Below are 24,520 nucleotides of genomic sequence, written 5' to 3'. Positions count from 1 at the left end.
AGTATCATATTTACCATTTGATAAGTCAACCCTCAAAGTCGATATAAAAAGTAATTAAATAATCCTTTGTATTTTTGGTTTTTTTTGCTACAAATCACAGTTGTCTGTACCACTTTATTGTCGGCAATATTTACTATGCTGTTCGATTTTTCGACAAATAAAGGCTCGTCAGACTGAAATTGAATGTGAGTTAGTATTTTAACTACATGATGGAAAGAGAAAAGCAATTCCCATAGGCAATATCAGTAATACCAGTTGCTCGTTGGTAATTTAATTGCGTATTATTAATTTAAGTAAAAAAATTAATTTAACGCCCGATTTGATGTCGATGAGAAAAACTGCTCAGACACAGATGTATTATTTTGATCACATGAATTTTGTCATTATTTCGAATACAAATCGATGATTGTCGTAATCCCATCCTGACAAACGCGACAGAATTTCTCGCTGCGATCAAACATCAAACACTGCATTTGCGAACGGTAATAGCCTTTCGCTTCATAGTTCGCACCTTCGAAAGCGCCTATGCTATGAAAATTTGGGTCTTTAGAAAACAGCTGGCTTGATTCGACCAGATCCTTCTTGAATAAAGCACTCATTTCTGATTCTGGTCGATTATTTTTACGTAAATCTGCCCGAACTTTTTGATACGCGCGTGATGCTTCTTCGTAGCGTTCTTTCGGCCATGTAGTCGGTAAGTTGGCACCCGCAGAGACATGCTGTTTCCATTTGAGTTTGCTTGTATCCTTCAAGGCAGTGACATTCGGCTCCCAAGGCTCTTGCGTGATTTCTGCGCCAGTCTGATAAGCCACTGGCGAGGTGTAGTATTCATCTGCCAATCCGGCAAAGTGATGGCCGAATTCATGCACGAATAGATAGTTCGCCCAATTATTGCCTGCAGCGGCAGTCGAGAATTGACCAAAGATGCCACCGCCACCGTAGGTTTTGTTATTGACTAAGATTTCTATGAATTCGTAAGGCGCATTCTGCGCAAATTCGCGTAAAGCGCGATTGTCTAAAGTAAGAACATAGCGTTCGCTACCAAAAATATCGTAGCTGGCCCCAGTATGTGAAGCATGAAATTGTCCCGTGGATGGACGTGACACGCCGGATTCTTTAGTCGGCGCCACCAAGCCCCAGATATTAAAATCGGTAGCACGTTCTTTGAACGGCGATACGGTAAATAAATACTGACTCATGCGTTTGGCGTCGGCCGCAAATTTATTTAATTCTTTCGCTGTGTAACCATCGCCAATAATCAAGAGATCGACTTTGTCCGCTGAATTACCACTGATGTGAATGGGGATAGGTTTGAGTGTCGTTGCTTGGTGTTTCCTAACCACATCCGGTGCATCGGTATCGAGATCTATGCTCCAGACAGTTTGAAATTGCATGTGCTGATCACGTTTCAGAACCCGTATGTTCACCGCATGTTGTGGCTTGGGAAAGCGTAAAGACTCTTCAAAGCCTTTGTCAATTTTTCCCGCTTCGGCTGTGCTTTGCCATTCAGCAAATACGGTTGAATACCCACGTGAGTACAACAGTTCGCCAGTGGCTTTGTCGCGTACTTCAAATAATTGATTGCCACGATTGCTGGTATCGATATTTTTCTTCAATTGACCGGGCCAGGGTAGTGGCTCGATGACTACACGCTCTAAGGCATAGTGTTCAGTTTTTGCGTTTCCGCTATGCAGAATATCGACGCGCACTGTTGCTGGTGTTGCTGGCTTTGCTGGCGTCGTCATCTGTTGTGCCACGCTGATTTGACTCAAGCTCACAGCCATACTCAGCACGCTGGCGATGAGTGAAGATTTCAAGTAAGGCATTTGCTTCCTCCAATTTCAATTATTTTAAGCATGATTGAAATGGTAACAGAGCCTGTAGGCGGTTACAGCAAAATTAATTGTGCAGGAGCGATGTGAAAGTTGGCGTGGAAAACACAGCAAACTTAGCGCAAAAAAAAGCGTGACTGTTTCCAGTCACGCGAGGAGGGGAATCTATATTAACGAAGGAGGGCTAAGTGCTTTATGCTGCTTGCAGCTGACTATGTACTTGATCTTGCGCGCTAACAGTGCGTAGTGTTTCGCCATCAATCAGGATGCGACGTGGTTTGTGTGCTTCAGGTATTTCACGTTGCAATTCTATGTTCAATAAGCCGTTATCCATTTTGGCGCCAACCACTTTGACATGATCCGCCAGACGGAAGTTGTGCTCAAAATCGCGTGAGGCGATTCCACGGTGTAGGAATGTACCTTGCAGCTCAGGTTTTGTTTTGCGGCCGACTACCTTTAATACATCACGCTCGCTCTCGATTTCAATCTCAGTACGATCAAAGCCCGCTACCGCCATGCTGATACGGTACTGGTCTTCGTTGACCAGTTCGATATTGTATGGTGGGTAACTTGGGGTTGCTTCAGTGCGTTGCGCTTCATTGAATAAATGCGCGAGGCGATCAAAGCCAATTGCAGAACGATAGAGTGGAGAAAAGTCGAAATTACGCATGATAAGTATCCTTTAAAAAAGTAAGCGATAAGTTAATTGGCAGACCTCACTTGAGCATCTGCTGATACCGATATGTAGCTAGCAAAAGGGCTTTTCAAGAGAGAAAATTTAAATTTTTTTTGGGCTTGAAAGCATAAAAATCAACCCCATTTCCGCTAGCTTTTGTTCATAGATGAATGCGTTTAGAGTGAATGGCAATTGTGAAAAAATATTAAATCTAATTTTTTCTCATGATTTATTTTCCAAGTGAAAAAAATATTTTCAATGTGTGTCAACAGAAAAAAATGCGAGCCCGTTATGGGAGTACGCAGCAAGCACTGCGCAATAGCAACACAGAACACAAGCAAGACCGGAACTAAATTCACACTTCATTTACTTAGAATCGAACAGGAAAAATATCATGAAAAAAATCGCTCTCACTATCATCGCTACGACATTGTCCATGAGCGCAGCTTTCGCAGCTAGTAATCAAACTCCAGTAGCCAGCGCTAAAGCGACAATCGCTTCTGCTTCAGCGACAGCTGCTAGCGCAGTGGCAGCACCGAAAGCAGTAGCGGCAACAGCGGCATCAACACACGCATCTGCCCCAGTAGCAAGTGCAGCAGCGAAGGTCAGCAGCGCCCCATCTGCTGCGGCAGTGGCGAGTAGTGCAGCTAGTGTTCCTGCAGCGGCAAAAGCAGCGGCAAGTGCAGACATGAAGGCGGCGACAGCACCAACAAAGCATGTTGAAAAATCAGTGAAGAAACACACTGAAAAAGCAGTAGAGAAGGCAACTGAAAAAGTAGAAGCTGCCGTGCCCGCAACGAAGAAATAATTGAAGTAAACAGCAGCAAATCATCATTGCGATGAATCAAGAAAACGGCGCATTATTTTGCGCCGTTTTTCATTTTTCACAAAAAATAATGATGGAGAAAATTAGTCAGAAATTTTTTTAAATTTTTGTTGAGTCGAAAAAATTATTAGAAAAATATTTGCGAAATTTAGTTCAAAAAAATCGAAAAAATTTCCAATATGTGTCAACAGCAAATTGAATGGCCGCGTTATTGAAGTACGCAGCAAGTGTTTAGCAGATGATTAGAAGATGCCAAGCAAGTGCAGCGAAAAATGCAAAACGATGCAAGAAATCAAGCAACAAAAAATGCAACAAAAAACTTAGTTTACTCAATCGAAACCATAAAGGATTTAACATGAACAAGCTTACATTGTCACTCGTTGCAGCTACTCTTTCTTTAGGCGCAGCGTTTGCAAACGCAGAACAAGCTCCAAGCACAACAAGCACACCTGCAAAGGCAAGCCCAGTGGCGACAGCAGCGGCTCCAACAACCGCAGTTGCTAGTACTCCAGCTCCAGCAGCGCCAACTTCAGCGCCAGCGCCAGCACCAGCGCCAGCGCCAGCAGCAAAAGTTGCGAGTGCACCAGCAGTGGCGACCGCAGTGAAAGCGGAAGCGAAGACCGAAGTGAAGACTGAAATGAAGCCAGCCATGCACGAAAAACATGTGACTCAACATGCTGAAAAGCATACGAAAAAGCATGCGAAAGCGATGACTACTAAAGCACCTGCAACACCTGCGGCAGCATCCGCAGCAGCTTCAGTCGCATCTGCAAAATAATACTTAAACTAGCTTCACGGGTTTAGAAGGAAAAAACGGCGCCCAGTGCGCCGTTTTTGTATTGGTAGGCGTCCTTTGCATCCCATCAGTCTTTTTCGCATTCTGTTCCACATTTCTGTCGTTTTGTCTTTTGCTTTACACAAAACAAAAATAAACAGGCACACTAGCATCCGTCATCACATCATTTGATGTTTTATCTTTCGATAGTTTTTTCTGGAGCTCATCATGCGCAAAGTTTGGATATCAGGCCTCACCCTTGGTTTAGTATTAGCTAGTTCTCTCGCCGCAGCTGGTGAGCAGGTTCGTAAAGTTTCTCCGTTTTCCACCATTCGCACACAAGGTGCATTATCGGTTGAAGTTGTTGTGGGTAGCACGCATTCCATCACGGTCAAGGGCGACGACAAGTACATGGACAAAATCATTACCGATATCGCTGGCGATGAATTACTGATCAGCTACAAAGAAAAAAAGAATATTCGTATTTCAGATGATTTAAAAGTGATCGTGACGATGCCAACCTTAAGCAAGTTCAAAATGGAAGGCGCAGGTCTAACTACCGTCAGCAAGATTACTGGTGATCGTTTCGAATTGAACTACGAAGGCGTGGGTTTGTTAAAAATGAGCGGCAAGGTGCGTGATTTTAGATTGCGCGCGCAGGGTGTGGGTTTTGTGGACGCTAAAGGTCTGGTTGCTGAGAATGTCGATGCTACAGTTGAGGGTATAGGCTCGGTCGAAGTGACAGCAACAGAAAAACTGAAGGCGAATGTGCAGGGGATTGGCTCGTTGAATTATTTTGGTAATCCAAAATCAATTAACAAAACCGTGGAAGGTATAGGCGGTGTCAGCGCCGGAAAATAGTCATTTGATGTAAATGTGCACAATGCCGGCAATGATATTGTCGGCATTTTTGTTTGCGCTTCGATAAACAAACGTTTCACCGATTTTAAATCTGTGAGACTTAAGGTTGCTGTTGAGATGATTGAGCGACACTCAATCGTATTGATCAAACGAGTTGTCGAATAGTTTTAATGTAAAAAGCATCAAAATTTGTTTTTTTACGACAAATGTAAAGGAAGGTTTGTCTTTGTTTTGTGGAAAATTTTCTTCGATGTTTGTATTAACTCGTTGATTCTAAATGATATAGGTTCATTGCGCAGTCGATTTTCGTCCTGCGAAGTGGTATTGACCTATGCCGCATTAACTGGTTTTATACCAAGTTAAATGAAAGATATTTTTCATTATTGATGCAATTTATTAAGACTTACCTAAAATTGCGCTAGCTAGGCGAGTCGCCGAAGACAGTAAATTGTACGACGAGGCGACTGCAACGACGCTAGCGTCTGTTTTGCGTAAGTCCTATTTATGTCTAAGGCTTTATTTTTGGAATAGTAGTGCAATTTAAATTTAATGGCTGGTATGCCTGAATAGGTGATTCTAATATTTCAGATGCTTGGCTTTTTACACCCACGTAGAGGATGGAAATATGTTTAAAAAAACCGTAATAGTGCGAGCACTTTCAATCGCTTTTGCGACTGCGTCAATTTCAGTTTCCATGGTCGCGCCAGTGATGGCGCAATCGAATGCTAGCGGCACGATTTTTGGTCGGGTTGATGTAACTGGGCATACCATTGTCGTCAAAAATATCGATACTAATTTGCAGCGTAAAGCCGTTCCAGATGCGTCTGGCCGCTATCAGATTACCGCATTACCCGCTGGCCGCTATAAAGTTGAATTGCTGAAAGGTGAGCAGGCGGTGAAAAGTAATGAGGTGGAGGTTACACCGGGACAAGGTGCTGAGGCCGATTTCACTAATACGCAGGCAATTCAATCAGTTCAGGTGATGGGACAAAGGACGAAGATTGACGTGTCCAATACCAATAATGGCACCAACTTTAGTTCACGAGAATTGGGAAAATTGCCGATTGCACCGAATTTGACTTCGATTATTCAGTTAGCTCCGAATACCGCACCAGCTGATCCGCGCTATCTTGGCGCTGCGATGGGCGGTAGTGGTCCTTCCGAGAATTCATATTATATCAATGGCTTCCCTGTGACCAATGCGCTGACTGGCTTAGGTTCGTCTGAATTGCCTTTTGGTGCGATTGCAACGGCGCAGATTCTGACTGGGGGCTTTGGTGCGGAATTTGGTCGCTCAATTGGCGGTGTGGTTAACATTACCACCAAGAGCGGGACGAATAAATGGGAAACAGGTGCGCAGTTAAGTTATACCCCAAAACAACTGACTAGCAAGTACAAGGATTACTATTACAGTACAACTGGCGCGACAGAAAATGCCGCAACAGATGGCAAAATTTATCTCAAGCGTTCTGATAACACACGTGCTGAGCGTCGTATGGGAGCATATGTGGGGGGGCCAATTGTGGAAGATAAATTATTTATGTTTATCTCTGCAGAGCAAGGTGTGGTGAATCAGGATCGTGTCGCACGTAGTGCAGCGGAAACACCCGCAGCCTTGGCAAAATGGGGTTATGGCGAATATACAGACACCACCAATCGCTTGTTAGCGAAGTTTGACTGGAATGTGAATGACGCAAATCGTCTTGAGTTGGCTTACATCTATGACGATGCAAAGCGTGATGCATATTTCTACGGTTATGACTATGCAAGCAATGTGCATGGTACGACAGTGAATTCTGGTCAGCATTATCGGAATGATCCGGCCAACAACACCGGCGTTGGTTCGAAAGCCACAACTTTAAAATACATTGCAAATATCAATGATGATCTGACTTTCACTGCGTTGTATGGTGAATTGAAGTCACCGCATGAAAATAACTTCGATGGTTACGATGTATATGACATGAAGTCAGCAATTCCAGGCGTTACATCTGTGACGACTACACGTTATCCAGGTTTGACGTATAACAATAATCAGCCATTGGGAGCGGCAAATGTTCTGCCACTGGGTGCAGAGGATACCGTGAAATCCTTGCGTTTGGATTTGGAATATAAGCTGGGTGATCATACTTTGCGTGTTGGTGCTGATCGTAACCGTTTAGATTCTCTGGCAGGGTTCTTCCGTGTTGGCGGTGGCAGTTGGTCTTTCCAAAAACAATTGAATCCTACTGTTGCCTCGGTATTATCCGGATCTGATCAAAAAGTCGCAGTTGCCTTAACACCAAATGCGGGTGAGATTGCTAAAGCCGGTTACTACGTAACGCAGGGGATTTTTACCAGCGCGACCAAAATCGCTTCTGAACAAACGGCGATGTATATTGAAGACCGCTGGCAAGCCACCAAGAATCTCTTATTGTCTTTTGGCTTGCGTGATGAAACCTACAAAAACATCAATAGCGAAGGTGATGCTTTCCTCGATATGAAAAAACAACTCGCACCTCGTTTGGGAGCGGCTTGGAATGTCAATGGTGACTCTTCGTTCAAAGTTTTTAGTACTGCAGGTCGTTATTATCTACAAGTGCCAACTAGTATTTCAGTACGCGCACCATCACGCTCTTTGAACACGACCCAGGCATTTACTTATACGGGTTTGGATGCAAATGGTGCACCGACCGGATTGACCGCAATCGCCCCGGTTTTCTCTGCGAATAATGAATACAATTTTCCTAAAGATGCGAAAGTCTTAGCGGCAATTGATTTGAAACCGAACTATCAGGACGAAATGACTTTAGGTTTTGAAAAAGCGTATAGCTCCAATATTAACTATGGTTTGAAAGGTACATATCGTGTGTTACGTTCGACTTTAGATGACTACTGTGATGCGGGGATTATCGCTCGCTGGAAAGCTGCGAATCCACAATATGACACATCTAAAATGCGAGCACGTGGCTGTACATTCATTAACCCAGGTGAAGACAACGCATTCTGGCTTGATTTGTATGATGCTGATCCAGCGCTAGCACGTAAGAATTATGTGCGTGCAGTATTTACCAAAGAGATGCTGGGCTTGCCAAAGGCTGAGCGTAAATATTCTGCGATTGATGCATTCCTCGAACATGCTTACTCGAATGGTTGGTATGGCAAAGTCAGTTATACATGGTCACGCAGCTACGGTAATACGGAAGGTCAGACCCGTTCAGAAAACGCACAGATTAATCCAGGCGCAACAACGACCTGGGATCTGCCACAGTTAGCTGAGAACGCGACAGGTCTATTGCCGAATAATCGCACGCATGCATTGAAGGCATACGGTTTTTATGACGTGACATCAGAATGGAATGCTGGTGCGAATTTATCGATAGCGACAGGACGCCCGATTAATTGTTTGGGTAATCATCCTACGTTCACCGGTGGTTATGCAGGCAATTTCTTCTATTGTGGTAACCCAAATAATGCAAAACCACTCAACACACCAGCGCCACGTGGAACTTTGGGGAATTTGCCGACGGACATACGTCTCGATATGAGTATCACGTATCGTCCTGCGATTTTGGCTGGCTTTGCATTTAGGGCAGATGTCTTTAATTTAATGAATCGCCAAACAATTTTGACCATCAATGAAACCTATAACTCCGGTACGAATCTGGTCAATCCTAACTATCGTGCCCCGACCGCTTTAGCTGCACCGCGCTCAGTGCGTTTAACCATGGAGTACAACAAGAAGTTTTGAATCAGCTAAAAATAAATTAAAACTAAACGAAAATTAAGGGAATCTAAAAGAGGACTTTACTTTTCGATTCAAAACGCAGGATGGCAAGGCGCATCTCTTGCTACGGCTGGGCATCCCAGCAAGAGATGCAACGCTGTCCATCGTGCGTTTTATCATGATCCCTTCGGGAATGGCTGAATTGAGCGCATGGTGTTGTTGCAATCTGTTTATAGTGCTCGCACTACCGCGCAGCTTGCGTCTAGCCCAGTGTCCATTTCCGCACATTCGCATGCCTAAATGCAATGTCAACACGACCTAGAGATTGGTTTATTCAAAAAGACATGCGTGAAATAAAAATGCCGGATAATTTTCCGGCATTTTTTTGTGTTGAAACTTTACAGGATTGCGCTAGCGTGGGGTCATGCGGATCGCGTCTTTTAATTCAAGACATTGTTCGCAGGTACATAGTCATAACCCAGATCACGTGCGACGGCTTCATAAGTGACTTTACCTTCACATACGTTTAAACCATTACGCAGGTGAGCATCGTCTAGTAAAGCTTGTTTCCAGCCTTTACTTGCCAATGCTACTGCATGACCGACTGTGGCATTATTTAACGCGAATGTGGAGGTACGGGCGACCGCACCTGGCATATTGGCGACACAGTAGTGAATCACACCGTCGACGACATAAGTAGGTTCTGCGTGTGTAGTGGCATGCGAGGTTTCAAAGCAACCGCCCTGATCAATCGCCACATCAACTACCACTGCGCCTTTTTTCATACGTGAAATCAAGTCACGACTGACCAACTTAGGCGCTGCTGCACCCGGCACTAAGACGCCACCGATGACTAAATCAGCAGACAACACGGCTTCTTCGATGGATTGCGCATTGGAATACACCGTAGAAATACGATTGCCATACACGAGATCTAATTGACGCAAGCGATCGACACTCTTATCCAAAACAGTGACGCGCGCACCAGTTCCGACTGCCATTTGCATGGCATTCGTGCCGACTACGCCAGCGCCGATAATGACGATATGCGCTGGTGCGACGCCCGGAACGCCGCCTAATAACAAGCCCATGCCACCTTTGGATTTTTCCAAATGTGCAGCGCCAGCTTGGATGGACATACGACCCGCGACTTCACTCATCGGTGCTAATAGAGGCAAGCCGCCATTCGCGCCCGTGATGGTTTCGTAGGCGATGCAGATCGCACCGGATTTCACCAAGGCTGCAGTTTGCTCAGGATCAGGTGCGAGGTGCAGATAGGTGTACAGAATTTGGCCTGGACGCAGCATTGCGCATTCCACTGGCTGCGGTTCTTTGACTTTGACGATCATTTCCGCACGTTCAAAAATTTCTTTCGCTGTTTCAACTAATTCTGCACCGACAGCTGTGTATTGTTCATCGCTTAGACCAATCTCTGTGCCCGCATTTTTTTCCACCAACACTTGATGTCCACGTGAAGTCAATTCACGCACAGAGGAGGGGGTCATGCCCACGCGGTATTCGTGGTTCTTAATTTCTTTAGGTACGCCTACGATCATGATGTCTCTTTCATTAACTTAGAAATTGCGCCTGGAAATTTCGGCTGAATAATAGTAGCGGCGTCGGGAAGCGTATTCCCGGCGCCGTTTTTTGTTGTTATATTTGACCAGATGGGTAATCAGTCGGATTTGATTATGACACCGGAAAAATAGCTTATTTAAGTAATAAATTAGAAATTTTGATTTTGCTGATGTAGGGCAATTGTGCAATCGCACAATGTACGGAATTTCTTACGAAACTAAGTTTTCTGTACGGAAAATAGAACAGGTGCTTACTTTTTTAATGATGAACCGAATACATGATCAGGCCGCATTTGATGGCTTCTTTTATCTCGCACTATTAATTTGTCAGGATTCGGTGGCGTACCGGCCAGCATTCATTCCTGCTTAGAGATAGCAATAGCTGAAAAAAGTGCCGTAAGAAGGGTGTTGAGCTCTCGCCAACACCAATGATGTCAATGCCAGTTGATTCGACCACGCTGATTTTTTTCCATGTCCGCCCAATATTGTGCTAACAGTTTGATTGCCATTCCGTCAGCTGTACCACCACCGATGATGGCGATGTACTGCAATTTTGATGAGCTCAGTGGGAAGAAAAATTATAAAGTGGCGTTAAAGTGATTTAATTGCCGAAAATTTCTTATTTCCTCATTTTTTTACGAGAGTCGTGTCGATTAGTTAGACTACATAAGGATTTATAGATGATTGGTGAAAATAGGATGATGTCTTTTAAGTTAAATAAAACAGTTGGGGCTTAAATGGTCTTATTTTGGTATGATTAATTTTTTTGCGATGTTTTTGGGATGGTTTTGTAATTTTGTTCGTGTATATTTTCATGTCAGAGGCAATATGCTGCTTAGTTCTACGTCTACATCTATGACTTTGGTGCAATGTTGGTAAAAATCCGGCAAGTCTGGTTTTTTGTTGCCTTGGTCGTTCTTAACTGTCTGCCTGAGCCGGTGTGCCAAGCTGCCGAAGCTGATCCGACTTTGCAAGTGTTGCATTGGTGGACCTCGCCGCGTGAACGTAAGGCGGCATCTTTGCTGGCTAACCGCTTAATGGATGAAGGTGTGGCTTGGAAAGATGTGGGTGTTCCTGGTGGTGCGGGTATTGGTGCAGGTAAGGTACTGAAAAGTCGGGTGCTAGCCAGCGATGCACCGGAAGTCACGCAAATTATTGGGGCTTCAATTCGCGATTGGGCTGATCTGGGATTTTTGTTGGAGCTTGATAAAGTTGCCAATGCGAACAAATGGAAGACGGCTTTTTTCCCCACTATACAAACTTTGATCCAATACCGTCATCACGTGGTTGCCGCGCCTTTGGGAATACATCGCATTAATACTTTATTTTACAACCGTAAATTATTTTCCTCGCTTAAATTAGCCGCACCCGAGAGCTGGAATGACTTGGTCAACGTGGCAGCTAAATTGAAGACGGCTGGGATAAAGCCATTAGCGCAAAGCAGTGAACCGTGGCAAGTGGCGACACTGTTTGAGAATTTGATTCTGGCAGAAAATGGTCCGGACTTTCATCGTGAAGTTTTTTCACGACAGAATCCTCAGGCCGTGCTTGAGCGTCGTTTTCTGGTGGCATTGGAGCGTTTGCGTTTAATGAAATCATGGATGATTCAAGCTATCGACGAACGCCCTTGGCCCGACGTAGTGCGCCAATTTGCCAATCGCGAAGCGGCCATGATGATCATGGGGGATTGGGCAAAAGCTGAATTAAACGAAACTGATTACGAGACTGACTTGGAGTTTTCTTGTGCGACCATGCCGGGTACAGGCCGCTTCCACCTCTACAGCGTCGATACTTTTTCTATGTTCACGAAGGATTACGCCCATGTAGCCGCGCAAGAAAAGCTCGCGCGACTGATAGGCACATCTCAAATGCAGAATGAGTACAACGCGGCCAAAGGTTCGGTCTCGGTAAGACAGGACGCCGATCCGAATAAGATGGATAGTTGCGCACGTGCTTCATGGAGCGATTTTGCGCAAGGTGCGGCGATGCAAGCCCCCAGCCTTGCCCATCGCATGGCGACAGACGAATCGAGTCGGGACGCGATTATCGCTGTTATTCATCGCTTCTTTATCGACGATGCCTTGAGCCCGGCAGAAACTCAAAAGCGCTTAGCCGCTTTGTTCCGTACCTTAAATATGAATATCCGTAAATAGTAGTTGTGATCGCAGACCGAGGAAAAAATGACACGCAAGATTCTGATTGTTGACGATGACCAAAAAACCCGGGTCTTACTCAAAGCTTATCTGGAAAAAAATCAGTATGAAGTGATTTTGTCACATAACGGCGAAAGTTTTATCGCTGAATTTCAACATCAATTTGATCAATTAGCCTTGGTGATTTTGGATGTCATGTTGCCCGACACGGATGGTTTTGCCTTATGCAAAACGGTGCGACAACGCTGTAATGTTCCCATCATTATGCTCACCGCCAGCTCAGATGAAACTGACCGAATTGTTGGTCTCGAATTAGGTGCGGATGATTACATTGCTAAGCCGTATAGTCCGCGTGAATTACTTGCGCGTATCAAGGCTATCTTGCGTCGTAGCGGAGCCGACACAGCAGTGGCATCACGTTATTATAAATTTGTTGGATTCACGCTCGATCTGGTGGAACGCAAAGTGATCGATAGTCAGGGGCAGGTGGTGGCATTGACCGGACTGGATTATCAATTATTGAAATATTTTGTCGAGCATCCCGGTGATATTTTGGATCGTCAAGTGCTTTCGGAGCAAACACGGGGCCGCGATCTTGGCCCTTTAGATCGTACTCTCGATGTGCAAATCAGTCGTTTGAGGCAATTACTGAAAGATGATCGTAAGCCCTCAGAGTTAATTAAAACAGTGCGTGGTGCGGGTTATGTATTTTCTGCCGATGTGAGCATTTCCGGTGTCTGATTTTGCTCATCAATCTAATGTTGCGGTAAGCACACCCGGTGAGGTAAAACGAAATAAAACCTGGTTTTGGTTACCGCATTCCTTACTCGGACGTTTGTCGTTGGTAATGGTTTTTGGCGTGCTGTTAACGCAGTTGGTTGGCAGTGCAATCTGGGCGACTCAGCAGGGGGCAAAAGCAGAACTGGAAGCGGCGGCCGCTTCTCAATATCTGGCGCATAGTGCATCGAGTACGATACAGTTTTTTCGTAGCCTGCCGCCGAATTATCGTACGGTGACGCTGCAACAATTTAGGGAAATGGGCGGTACGCGTTTTTTTGTACAGACTAATTCTGCCTATGTTCCGATCACCGCCATTGCGCCGCAAAAACTCGCGCAAACAGTGACTACTACTATTACCGATACACTGAAAACCGACTTGCCGCATTACCCCGATTTTCGTGTCGCCTTAGCTTGGCCTGATCAGTTGACTACGTCGGTGGATGGTACGCATATCCTTGATCTGCCAGAAAGCTGGGTGCAACATATCCTTTTAGTGAAGCCCGAACCGGCACCTATTTTGGTGATTCAAACAGAACTTGAACCTGGCAACTGGTTGTATCTGGCGGCGCTGATGCCCAATCCCTATTTTTTAAAGACAAGTGATCCATTATCTTTTGATCGCTTGATTTTACAAGGCTTGTCTTTAGCTGCGGTGTTGCTGTTGTCGATCTTGGTAGTGCGCTGGATTACCTTGCCATTGGCAGCACTGTCAGATGCTGCGGCTGCCTTTGGCAGAGGTGAACACATGCCAGACTTACCGGAAACCGGAAGCCGTGAATTCGTCAATACTGTGCGTGCTTTTAGTGGTATGCGACAGCGTATTCAACGTTATATTGAAGACCGTGAACGCTTGTTCATTTCTATTTCGCATGACCTCAGAACGCCGATCACACGTTTGAAGTTGCGCTCAGAATTATTAGATGATGATGTCTTGCGATCCGAATTTGAAGAGGATTTGGACGATCTCGATATGATGGTGAAAGGTGCGCTGCAATGTGTGAAAGACAGTGACATTCATGAAAATCCAAGTGATGTGCGGCTTGACCCTTTAATTCAAAGATTGGTGCGTAGTGCCCATCTGGCGAAGCATCAAGTCAGCTTCCTTGAGTCGGGTGTCGTTGTCCGTGGTAAGCCTCTGGCCTTAAAGCGCGCGATTGGTAATCTGCTGGACAACGCTTTGTATTATGGCGAACGCGCAGAAATTAGTATTTGGGAAGAAGCTGAGACTGTCCAGATTCAAGTACGTGATCATGGACCCGGTGTACCGGAAGAAGCGCTACCAAGATTATTCGATCCTTATTTACGCTTGCTGCATGGTCGTCAGCAAAACGAGAGCGGCATGGGCTTAGGCCTGGGAATTGCACGCAGCGTGGTAGAGGCGCATGGCGGTAATTTGGTTTTAGAGAATCATCCTGAAGGCGGCTTGAAGGCAATCATTTGTTTGCCGAAACGTCGCGAATAATTTAGGCGACTTTTTTCTTTTCTACAGGCTAACGTAGACCGATGCAGACCAATGCAGATCAATTCACAACAGTTGCGATGAGACTTTTGTAAAGTTTTGTAAGCTTATATTGAGAAACGTAAGCTAACTTGGAGTTGGTCAAATCATCATCCATACCACTTCGTTCTGCCGACTGGCGGAAATCAGAATGGTATGTAAAGAAATGTAATCCCTTAAATGATGAAAACTAATAAAGCTATTTAAAATCAATAGCTTAAGTTGTCTACACCATTCTGCTTAAGGAAAATGGCATTACAAATAAGCCGATGCTAGCATGCACTCCAGTCACTTCAGCCACTGAGAGTTCATTAGTTTCGTCAATTCATGTTTGTAAGGATTTCCTTTGAGACTCATCTCGCTTTTTCTGTGCTTGTCTGCGCTCGTCACTGCTCACGTAGTGCATGCAGGAACGCTAGTAATTGAAAGCTGGCGCGCCGACGATAAGCTCTTATGGGAAACCGTCTTGATTCCGGCTTTCAATAAAAAGCATCCGGGTATAGAAATCAAATTCTTGCCGACTGCCCCAACCGATTATGATGCCGCGCTTTTGAGCCGCCTGAAAAGCGGGCGTGCTGGTGATCTGATTGCTTGTCGTCCATTTGATGCGTCTTTAGCCTTGTTCCGGCAAGGTTTCTTGGAAAAATTAGATAACAAGCCAGGGATGGAAAACTTTCCGGCATCGGCCTTGTTTGCTTGGCAAAGCGACGATGATAAATCTACTTTTTGTATGCCTATCGCTTCAGTGATACACGGTTTTTTGTACAACAAACGCATTTTCAAAAAACTTAATCTGCAAATCCCCAGAACAGATGCAGAACTTATTTCTGTGCTCGACGCGGTGAAAAAGCATCGCACTTATGTTCCCTTAGCTTTAGGTACGGCGGATCAATGGGAAGCAACGCAAACCGTGTTAACCAGTATCGGCCCTAATTTTTGGCATGGTGAAACAGGGCGTAAAGCATTGATTAGCGGGAAAGCGAAGTTCTCCGACAAAGAATTTATTGCAGCGTTGGAATACGAAGCGAAGTTAGGTACTTATTTGAATCCAACTGCTAGTACACAAACTTACAGTGATAGCCAGCATCTTTTCGCTTTAGGACAAGCTGCAATTTACCCTATGGGTTCATGGGATATTTCTTATTTTAATCAGGTGTCAGGTTTGGAATTTGGAGTATTCGCGCCACCAGTGCGCAAGCTGGGCGAGCCATGCTACATCCTGGATCATATGGATATCGGTATAGGTATCAATCGCAAATCAAAAAATAAAGAGGATGCTTTGCAATTTTTGGAATGGATAGGCTCGCAAGAATTTGCGGATATTTATACCAATCGAGCGACTGGTTTTTTTTCACTATCGAATCACTTGATTGCCGTGCGTGATCCTATCAGTCGGCAGATGATGGAATGGCGTTCCAGTTGTGAGTCGACGATCAGAATTGATGCGCAGATTTTAAATAGTGCGCAGGCAAAATGGCAAAAAGAATTGTGGAGTGTGAATGCGCAAGTGCTGAACGGCACCATCCGCCCCAGGGATGCCGCACTCAAAATTCACAATGCTTATTTGACGTGGTTTAAGCCACACTCGCAGTGATCATACTTCCCCCAAGACGTGTGATTTGTTCCGGCGCCCAGCGCGGTGCCGGAATTTTTTTGTAAGAAATTTTTTCGAGAGCACAGCGTGTTGTAACCAGGTTTAGCGTCTGTGTTTTTTTACCCCGTTGAGCACGTGCCATGACGAGGTAGTAGCAGGTGGTAGTGGTACGTGTTTGTTTGGTTTTATGAATAGTAGTTCGTCATATTTACAGCAGTAATAAATTAATCCACAGGAGACTTTACATGGCTAAGCCAGTATTCAAGAAAAAATTAATCCCCAATCTGATCGCCGTCATGCTGGGCACTGCATCGATGCAAGTTGTGTATGCCGCACCACAAGCAGCGCAAGAAACAAAAGCTACGCAAGAAACACAGTCCATCGAAGTACGTGGTATTCGCGATACTTTGAAAAAAAATCTGGCGGGAAAACGTGATGCACAAAATATCGTCGATACAGTGAATGCAGAAGACTTAGGCAAATTTCCAGATAAGAATGTGGCTGATTCTTTGCAGCGTGTTCCAGGTATTTCGGTTGACCGTAGTTGGGGCGAAGGTAAAGCGATTTTTGTTCGTGGTACTGACAAAAATTTGAATATGACGCAATTAAATGGACAGGCTGTTTCGTCTTCTGAGTGGTGGCTGAATGAAGCGCAAACGCGCAGCTTTAACTATGATGTATTGCCTTCAGAAATTGTCGGTAGCTTGAATATTTATAAGAGCCCATCAGCGGATTTGGATGAAGGTAGTATCGGTGGCTTGGTGATCGTGCAAACGCGCAAGCCATTGGCATTCAAAGATCAATTAACCTTGCAAGCCTCAGTCGAAGCGGTCTACAGCAAATTGCCAGGAAAAACAGATCCACAATTATCGGGCTTGATGAACTGGAAGAGCGACGACAAAACCTTTGGTGTGATGGTGGCCGTGAACAAGCAAAAGCGCACCATGCGTCGTGATGGCTTAGAATTTTTTGATGACGGTAAATACACTATTGTGGATCAAAATGGTGTCTCCACGCCTGCTTATGCTGCTTGGGGTGGCGGCTCGGCAATTTTCCGTCAAGATCGTGAGCGTACAACGACTAATGTTGCGCTGCAATTCAAGCCAAATAGCGACGTCGATATCGTCATGAATTATATGAATTCAGACATGGAGATGGACAATAATAATCAAAACTATTTGTGGCAAGCTGGTGGTCTGGCCGATGCGAAGGGCAATATTCGTGTGACCAATCCCAAATTCATTACTACCTCAGACGGCACCAAGGCGTTGGTCGGTGGCATTCTGGGGCCTAAAACGGGCGTATCGTTTGAGCCTATTTATCGCCAATCCTATATCAAAACAAACGTGCTCGATTTGGATGGAACTTACGAAGGCGATAACTGGAAAGCACATGCACAGGTAGGTTCCACTAATAGTCAAGGTGGTAGTACACACGACAGACATTTTTGGATGGAAGGTGATACTCGTACTCAAATCGATATGGGTCGCGATCAATTTGGTGTGAAGTATTTGGATATTAGCCCTCTTGATCCGAAAGCCTTGACTTTGAAAACGGGCGACGACCGCATCCGTAAGATGGAAGGTAAGGAGAATTATGCACAAGGCGATGTGAGTTTTGATATCACCGGTTCCATCATTAAAGCAGTCAAAGTTGGCTTGAAATATCGCGACAATACTTTGCAAAATACGCGCATTCAAGGCAATGCTGATGATAAATCTGCAGGCTGGCAGTCTTTCTCCTTAGCAGACTTGTCTTCGGGTGCTTCACCTATGCTCAGTCAGGCAGCTGGATCACAAGGTGCTTTAACACAGTACGCTTGGTTCGATGATGCCTTGGTTGCCAGCAAAGGTGTACCGATGTTTGATAAGGCAATGACGTATGCGAGTGTGCCAAGTCAGAACTACACGATCAAAGAAAAAATCACGGCGACCTATATTAAAGCGGATTACGCCATTGATAAGTTACGCGGTGACTTTGGTGTGCGTTTGGTTAAGACGCAGCAAACTTCCTCTGGATTTTTAGGTAATTCCTCTATCGGTTACAAAGCGATCAGCGTTACGAATGATTACAACGACGTCTTGCCAAGTTTGAATATGGTTTACGATTTGCGCAAAGATTTGATTATTCGTGGCGCGATTTCGAAAGCCATGGCACGTCAAACTTTTGATTTGTTGAGCCCTGCATTTACGGTTGACGGTACGGTATTGACGAAGGCCACTGCTGGAAATCCACTATTAAAGCCAGTGCATGCGAATCAGGCCGAAGTGGGTGCGGAATGGTATTTCTCCGATGCGTCTTTATTTTCTGCGACGGCGTTTGTGAAACAGCTTGATACCTTTACCTACAAGTCTGATAAATCCGAAGTGGTGGATGGTAAAACCTATACGGTGACACGTCCACATAATGCTGATAATGGTGCAGACATTAAAGGTTTCGAAGTGCAATGGCAGCAGGCTTTTGGCAACACGGGTTTTGGTGCTGTATTCAACTACACTTTCACCGATGCGAAAGCCGGTAGTGTGAATGGTGCGCCAGGTTTGAAAGTATTGGGTAACTCCAGAGATCAATTCAACGCCAGTGCCTACTACGAAAAAAATGGTATTAGCACGCGTTTATCATATAACTACCGTTCCGAATCATTTGGTGGACAAACCATGGGCGGTCAGGTTGTCAACAGTGCCTATGGCCAGTGGGATGCGACGGCCAGCTACGATGTGACACCGAAAATCAGTCTCTTCGCTACTGCAGTCAATATTACGAATGCTTTGGTGCGTAGTAATACGACGGATGGTTTGCCTTTAGGTGTGTATGAAAATGGGGCGCGTTATAGCGTCGGTGTCCGCGCGAAGTTCTGATCTGACTTCGATGGCTCGCCTTGATGCGGATGTGCTGTTTGCACGTCCGCATCAAGATAGCTTGTGAAGTGAAACCTTTGTGCGTGTCGCCATTCACATGGGCTTTTCTTCTGTTGCATAGAACCTTAGCTCAATCGGTTCTCAGTTTTAATCTATTGTGGAAATCGTTATGACCAAGCCTGTTCAAGCCGCTGGATCAACCAAGAGTGTTGTGATGGCGATGTTTTTTATCAGCCTTTTATTTTTTATTTTGGGATTTGTTACCTGGCTCAATGGATCATTAATTCCATTCTTGAAGATCGTTTGTGATCTCAATGATTTTCAAGCACTGTGGGTGACTTTTGCGTTTTATATTGCGTACACCGTGATGGCATTACCATCTGCGGCTATCCTTAGTCGCATTGGCTATAAAAATGGAATGACGCTCAGTCTGGGTGTTATGGCGGTCGGCGCTTTATTGTTTATTCCAGCTGCAAAATCGAGCTACTACGGCTTGTTCTTGCTGGCCTTATTCACTTTGGCGACCGGGATGACCTTAATGCAAACGGCCATCAATCCTTATATTGTTTGCATAGGATCGCGTGACAGTGCAGCGATGCGTATCAGTGTCATGGGCTTATTTAATAAAGGTGCGGGAATTGTGGTGCCGATGATTTTTTCCGCACTGATCCTGTCTGGCATGGAGCAATACTCAGGAACCGCGCTGGCTGCGCTCGATCAAACGGCAAAAGAAATTTTACGTGCTGAATTATCCTCGCGTCTGATTTATCCGTATGCGGTGATGGCCGCTGGTTTAGTTTTGTTTATGTTGCTTATCCATTTTTCGAAGCTCCCTGAACTGGATGTGGAAGACAATCAAAGTGCAACCGAAGTGCGGCGCTTTGGCGTATTTCAATTTCCACAGTTGGTGCTAGGTGCAGTTGCTCTATTCGCCTATGTCGGCGTAGAAGTTATCGCGGGCGATACGATAGGATTGTATGGACATCATTTGGGCGTGAATCACTTCGCCGTTTTAACGTCCTATACCATGAGTTTTATGGCGCTCGGCTACTTGCTTGGTGCCACTTGCATCCCACGATGGCTATCACAAAAAGCGGCCTTACTATTGTCTGCGGTCAGTGGCATGGGTTTTACGGCGGGTGTGATTCTGAGTTCAGCGACGGATACCACTATGTCGCATTATCTGATTGCGTGGGTGGGTGTGCCAGAAGTGCCAAATACAGTGATGTTTCTGGCGCTGCTAGGTCTGGCGAATGCACTGGTCTGGCCTTCAATCTGGCCCTTGGCTCTGGAAGGATTAGGCAAATACACAGCGAGTGGTTCAGCACTCTTAATTATGGGTATTGCAGGCGGCGCTTTATTGCCGATGATATACGGTCATTTTTCCGATACTGGTAGCGCCCAAAGTGCCTATTGGGTTCTGTTGCCATGCTATGTGATCATTTTGTTGTATGCAGTTAAGGGTCATGCTATTCGTAGTTGGAAAGGCGGTTCTGCGCTAGCCCAGGAGGCTACTGAACAATCAGAAGTATTGTTATAATTCTTGATGAGTGGCGCTTAGGCTATAAGCCTAGCCCGAGCTTAGTCAGCATTGCTCCCGTACCTGACGTGCGGGAGCTGCTCTAAGATAGTGTGTGTTTTTCAAGAAATGAAGTGACAAAAACATTGATGAAATGAGCCCAGATTACTTGTCGTCAGCAGCGTAGGTGACATTAGAGGTTAAATAAGTTACTTAGAACATGCCTATTACGCCATTTCATTTCGGTCCAGGCGCCGCAATTCAGGCACTCTTTCCTCAGAAGATCAGCTTTATTGCATTTGCACTGAGTAATGTTTTATTGGATCTCGAACCTGCTTATTACATGCTGAGTGGACAGTTTCCCGTGCATCGTTTTTTTCATAGTTTTCTCGGATCGTCTTTTTTTATCCCTATAGTCGTCTTAATCTTTATAGGGCTCCGCAAGGTTCAAAAACGTAAGACATGGATTCCCGATTTTTACGAATGGTCGAAGCTGTCAATAGAACAGGTTTCTCTTGGTGCGGTAATCGGCGTGTATTCACATATTGTGCTTGATGGCATCATGCATAGTGATGTTCAACCTTTCGCTCCTTTTGTTGCGATGAATCCGTTTTTGCATTTACTGTCACTCAACATCTTACATTGGCTTTGTATCGCGGCGGCTGTGCTAGCATTTTGCGTGGCCATGTATCGCGTGCACCAATCCCATCATTCATCGAATGAACATGATGATGCGAAATAAAATTTTTGGAGCTGGAATTTTCTTTGTCGGCATGTTATTCATACTCATAGCGGTATCGATTTTATTCGCCGACCACTCTTATTTGTCTGAACTCAAACGTCAGGCTTGGATTGCTACGATGTTGAAAGCACTGTATGGACAATTTGCAACTTTTATGGAAGCATGGTTGCTGTTGTGTGCTGGCTTAGTACTTGCATATTTGGGTATTCGCGGTTTGAAAGTAGCGTCTGAGGAACAATCGCCTTCTGTAAAACAGGGTTTGATTTTGTCAAGATTGCGTAATCGAGCATCGCGCAGAAATCGATTAAAAAAATCTAGTAACCGCTAGCCGCTTAATTGTTGTAGAAAATTGCTGTCTTTGTTTGATTCTGTCCATTTATTTTAATTTGGAAATTTACGATGCACACTATTCAATGTCAATGCGGCGAAGTTCGGGCGCATTTGGAAGGCGAGGGAACACACAATCATATCGTCTGTTATTGCACTGATTGTCGGGCTTTCGCGCATTTTCTCGGACGCGGCGAGCAGGTTTTGGATGCGCAAGGCGGAACCGAAATTGTGCAAGTGAGTCAGGCGCGTCTGCGCTTTGTTCAAGGTCGTGAGCATCTTGCTGCCGTACGTTTGAGTGATAAGGGCATGGTGCGTTGGTATGCGGCTTGTTGCAAAACACCCTTAGGTAATGTCATGCTTGATCCTAAAATGGCGTTTATCGGTTTGATACACAGCGCATTGGATAAAGCCCATGTCGGCAAGGATTTTGGCTCGGTGACTGCCTGGATGGAGACACAAGCAGCACTTGGTGAACCTAAACCAGTACAGAAAGGTGTGCTACCTGTTGTGTTACGTTTTATGGGGATGACTTTGTCGGCACGGCTTAGCGGTAGTTATAAAAAATCGCCTCTGTTTAACGCGGAAGGTCGCCCCGTTGCGCAAGCAGAGATTTTGACGCATGAGCAGTTAATGCATTTAAAAAGCCTGTAAGCTATTGTGTACATTGGTGAAATTAGTACCGTAAATTAATGAAAATTAGTCCAAATTTATGCAAACAATGAGGAGACAACATGTCAACCAACACAGTCAAATTACACCGGGTAATACGCACCAATCCTGACAAACTCTATCGCGCTTTTGTTGAAGCAGATGCAATGGCGAAATGGATTCCGCCTTTTGGATTTACCTGTCAGGTACATCATATGGATCCGAAAGTTGGCGGGACATTTAAAATGTCTTTCCGTAATTTTTCAACTGGCAATGGGCATTCTTTCGGTGGTGAATATTTGGAAATGGTGCCTGGATCGCTATTGCGTTACACCGATCAATTTGATGATCCGAATATGCCGGGGGTGATGACGGTGACGGTGAGTTTCAAGCAAGTCTTGTGCGGCACTGAGTTGAGCGTGACACAGGAAGGTATCCCAGAAATGATTCCTGTAGAAATGTGTTACTTGGGCTGGCAAGAGTCTTTGGTGCAATTAGCGAATTTGGTTGAACCAGAGATTCCAGGTTAGATCCTAATAGCGAGCAATATGCTTTTAGGTTGCCAATATAATTTCTGCTTGGGTGTTGCCGCGCATAAAAAACCGGTCCGAATATCTCATACAGAGGGTGCAATTGCTGAGCGCACTAATTGATGTCTTCTCTATGAAGCCAAAGATATATATTGAAATGCAATAATTTGAATCCTGCATCATCAAAAGTGGGCAATACTCTGTGCTGTTAAACGGCCAGCAAAGAGTAATTCTAACTGGCATAACGCGATAGAGATTCGACCTGTCGCGAACTTCTTTTGCATGTCCCAGAACATGATTTCTAGTCGGTTTCTTGAATTTTTTGATTGATAATTTCTAGTGCACTCTCATTTTATGACCATGACTAAGTACCTCTTAAGGATAGTATTCTTTCTGTGTTGTCAGTTCGCGTTTGGTGTATATGCCCAAACTGACGAGGACACACTGTTTGGAAACGCGAAATCAAAATCGTTGATTCAAGAAGGAAATGTTTTGTGGTCGAAATTAGAAATCAATGAAGCGCTGGAGAAATTTAGTTTGGCTAGTAAAGCTGATCCAAAAGCTTCAGGGCCATGGTCGCATACAGCGGCACTTTATTTGTTTGCATCGACCAAAACTGATCCCCAATACATCGAAGAATATCGCGATAGAGCGCGAGCTGCGGCTTCTCGTGCGCTTGAGTTATTCGTGGGAGATCCTTTGGCACAAGAGACATTGCGTTCATTGGCTGCTCCCTCAACACCGGGGATTACCCCCGCAAATCGGGAGGCGATGGATAGTTTCAATGAGGCCGAGCGTCTTTTTCAAAGTCGTGACTTTTTAGCCGCTATCAACAAATATGAAAAAGCCTTCGCCCTCGATCCAACATTTGCTGAAGCGATCTTGTACGCTGGGGATTGCTACTTTCAATTAGCTAAATTTGATGAGGCAGAGATTCGTTACCGAAAATCGATCGACATCAATCCACGTAATTTTCAGGCGTGGCGTTTTTTGGCGCATGCGCAGACAAAAATGGGACGCCCTATAGAAATGGTGAAATTGTCTTTGTTGAAATCGATAGAAATTCAGCCTAACTATTTACCTGCTTGGGATCAATATTCAGCATTGACTCAGATAAGCGATCGTCCCTTGCAGGCCTTAAATGCGAAGCGCCCTGTCCATCTGAAAGTCAACAACAAAGATGGAGCGCAAAATTACACGATAGAAATTGATCCCAAGATCGACGCTAAGGGAGGCGATGTTGATAGTGCCATTTGGTTGCAATATGGCATAAGCAAAGCCAATTTTCTTGCAGCTAAGAAATCTGGGGATGCGAATGTCAAGTCAATGAGTAAGGTGACGAGCCCATTTGACACAGAGCGTCTTAGCTGGAAAAGCATATTCTATGAGGAACACGAAAACGCCAAATTGCGAGACCCTTTGTTGCAGCAGTTGCGTCAGTTTGTAAAAGATGGGCAGATCGAGGCTGCAATATTTATATTTTTCTTTGATGAATCGTACCGAACTGAATTCGAGAGTTGGAAAAAAATGCACCCCTTAGGCATACAACAATTTATCGAAAAATACGCGCTTCGTCCCAGCCCTTTACATCAATAGAGTAAGGTCCCCGACGTGA

General features: G+C 44.9%; 18 protein-coding genes. 15 read left to right on the top strand and 3 right to left on the bottom strand.

What is annotated here, in order from left to right:
* Nucleotides 1-383 precede the first annotated feature (383 nt).
* Both H8K55_RS05145 and H8K55_RS05140 read right to left on the bottom strand, forming a co-directional pair.
* Nucleotides 384-1,826 (bottom strand): M64 family metallopeptidase, encoded by a 1,443-nt coding sequence (locus H8K55_RS05145; RefSeq protein ID WP_329604997.1) that lies wholly within the window; start codon nt 1,824-1,826, stop codon nt 384-386.
* Between the two features lie 199 nt (nt 1,827-2,025).
* Entirely contained in the window at nt 2,026-2,502 is a 477-nt protein-coding gene (locus H8K55_RS05140; RefSeq protein WP_186941012.1) for an Hsp20 family protein, read from the bottom strand.
* A 400-nt stretch (nt 2,503-2,902) separates the two neighbouring features.
* On the opposite strand from H8K55_RS05140, the gene H8K55_RS05135 reads away from it, so the two are divergent.
* The 4 genes from H8K55_RS05135 (at nt 2,903) to H8K55_RS05120 (ending at nt 8,700) form a co-directional block, all read left to right on the top strand.
* A complete protein-coding gene (locus H8K55_RS05135; RefSeq protein WP_186941011.1) occupies nt 2,903-3,316 on the top strand; it encodes a hypothetical protein in 414 nt (137 codons plus the stop codon).
* A 373-nt stretch (nt 3,317-3,689) separates the two neighbouring features.
* Entirely contained in the window at nt 3,690-4,112 is a 423-nt protein-coding gene (locus H8K55_RS05130) for a hypothetical protein (protein ID WP_186941010.1), read from the top strand.
* Nucleotides 4,113-4,337: 225 nt separating this feature from the next.
* A complete protein-coding gene (locus H8K55_RS05125; RefSeq protein WP_186941009.1) occupies nt 4,338-4,970 on the top strand; it encodes a head GIN domain-containing protein in 633 nt (210 codons plus the stop codon).
* Between the two features lie 625 nt (nt 4,971-5,595).
* Nucleotides 5,596-8,700: a TonB-dependent receptor gene (locus H8K55_RS05120; protein WP_186941008.1), complete on the top strand. Its 3,105-nt coding sequence runs from the start codon at nt 5,596-5,598 to the stop codon at nt 8,698-8,700.
* Between the two features lie 416 nt (nt 8,701-9,116).
* On the opposite strand, the gene ald is transcribed toward H8K55_RS05120, so the two are convergent.
* Complete coding sequence (gene ald, locus H8K55_RS05115; protein ID WP_186941007.1) at nt 9,117-10,232, bottom strand: alanine dehydrogenase; 1,116 nt, start codon at nt 10,230-10,232, stop codon at nt 9,117-9,119.
* 890 nt (nt 10,233-11,122) lie between these two features.
* Here ald and H8K55_RS05110 point away from each other — a divergent pair.
* From H8K55_RS05110 to H8K55_RS05060, 11 genes are all read left to right on the top strand, one after another.
* Entirely contained in the window at nt 11,123-12,406 is a 1,284-nt protein-coding gene (locus H8K55_RS05110; RefSeq protein ID WP_186941006.1) for an ABC transporter substrate-binding protein, read from the top strand.
* 27 nt (nt 12,407-12,433) lie between these two features.
* Nucleotides 12,434-13,147 carry a response regulator gene (locus H8K55_RS05105; protein ID WP_186941005.1) on the top strand — a complete coding sequence of 238 codons (714 nt, stop codon included), beginning with the start codon at nt 12,434-12,436 and terminating at the stop codon, nt 13,145-13,147.
* 106 nt (nt 13,148-13,253) lie between these two features.
* Nucleotides 13,254-14,648: an ATP-binding protein gene (locus H8K55_RS05100; protein ID WP_186941194.1), complete on the top strand. Its 1,395-nt coding sequence runs from the start codon at nt 13,254-13,256 to the stop codon at nt 14,646-14,648.
* Nucleotides 14,649-15,030: 382 nt separating this feature from the next.
* Complete coding sequence (locus tag H8K55_RS05095) at nt 15,031-16,278, top strand: ABC transporter substrate-binding protein (RefSeq protein WP_186941004.1); 1,248 nt, start codon at nt 15,031-15,033, stop codon at nt 16,276-16,278.
* A 245-nt stretch (nt 16,279-16,523) separates the two neighbouring features.
* On the top strand, nt 16,524-19,136 hold the full coding sequence (locus H8K55_RS05090; RefSeq protein ID WP_186941003.1) for a TonB-dependent receptor: 2,613 nt from the start codon (nt 16,524-16,526) through the stop codon (nt 19,134-19,136).
* 169 nt (nt 19,137-19,305) lie between these two features.
* Entirely contained in the window at nt 19,306-20,676 is a 1,371-nt protein-coding gene (locus tag H8K55_RS05085) for a sugar MFS transporter (protein WP_186941002.1), read from the top strand.
* 199 nt (nt 20,677-20,875) lie between these two features.
* Nucleotides 20,876-21,397 (top strand): metal-dependent hydrolase, encoded by a 522-nt coding sequence (locus H8K55_RS05080; RefSeq protein WP_186941001.1) that lies wholly within the window; start codon nt 20,876-20,878, stop codon nt 21,395-21,397.
* Nucleotides 21,384-21,725, top strand: coding sequence for a hypothetical protein (locus H8K55_RS05075; RefSeq protein WP_222612369.1), 342 nt, complete (start codon nt 21,384-21,386; stop codon nt 21,723-21,725). The genes H8K55_RS05080 and H8K55_RS05075 overlap by 14 nt, the downstream gene beginning before the upstream one ends.
* A gap of 71 nt (nt 21,726-21,796) precedes the next feature.
* Nucleotides 21,797-22,378, top strand: coding sequence for a DUF6151 family protein (locus tag H8K55_RS05070; RefSeq protein ID WP_186940999.1), 582 nt, complete (start codon nt 21,797-21,799; stop codon nt 22,376-22,378).
* 80 nt (nt 22,379-22,458) lie between these two features.
* Nucleotides 22,459-22,905 (top strand): SRPBCC family protein, encoded by a 447-nt coding sequence (locus tag H8K55_RS05065; RefSeq protein WP_186940998.1) that lies wholly within the window; start codon nt 22,459-22,461, stop codon nt 22,903-22,905.
* 492 nt (nt 22,906-23,397) lie between these two features.
* Nucleotides 23,398-24,501 (top strand): tetratricopeptide repeat protein, encoded by a 1,104-nt coding sequence (locus H8K55_RS05060; protein WP_186940997.1) that lies wholly within the window; start codon nt 23,398-23,400, stop codon nt 24,499-24,501.
* The last annotated feature ends 19 nt before the right edge of the window (nt 24,502-24,520 follow it).

It is taken from the genome of Affinundibacterium flavidum (genome assembly GCF_014284175.1).
GTDB classification, from domain to species: domain Bacteria; phylum Pseudomonadota; class Gammaproteobacteria; order Burkholderiales; family Burkholderiaceae_D; genus Undibacterium; species Undibacterium flavidum.
The sequence above is the reverse complement of the archived record's forward strand: the minus strand, read 5'-3'. Positions and strand labels throughout refer to the sequence as shown.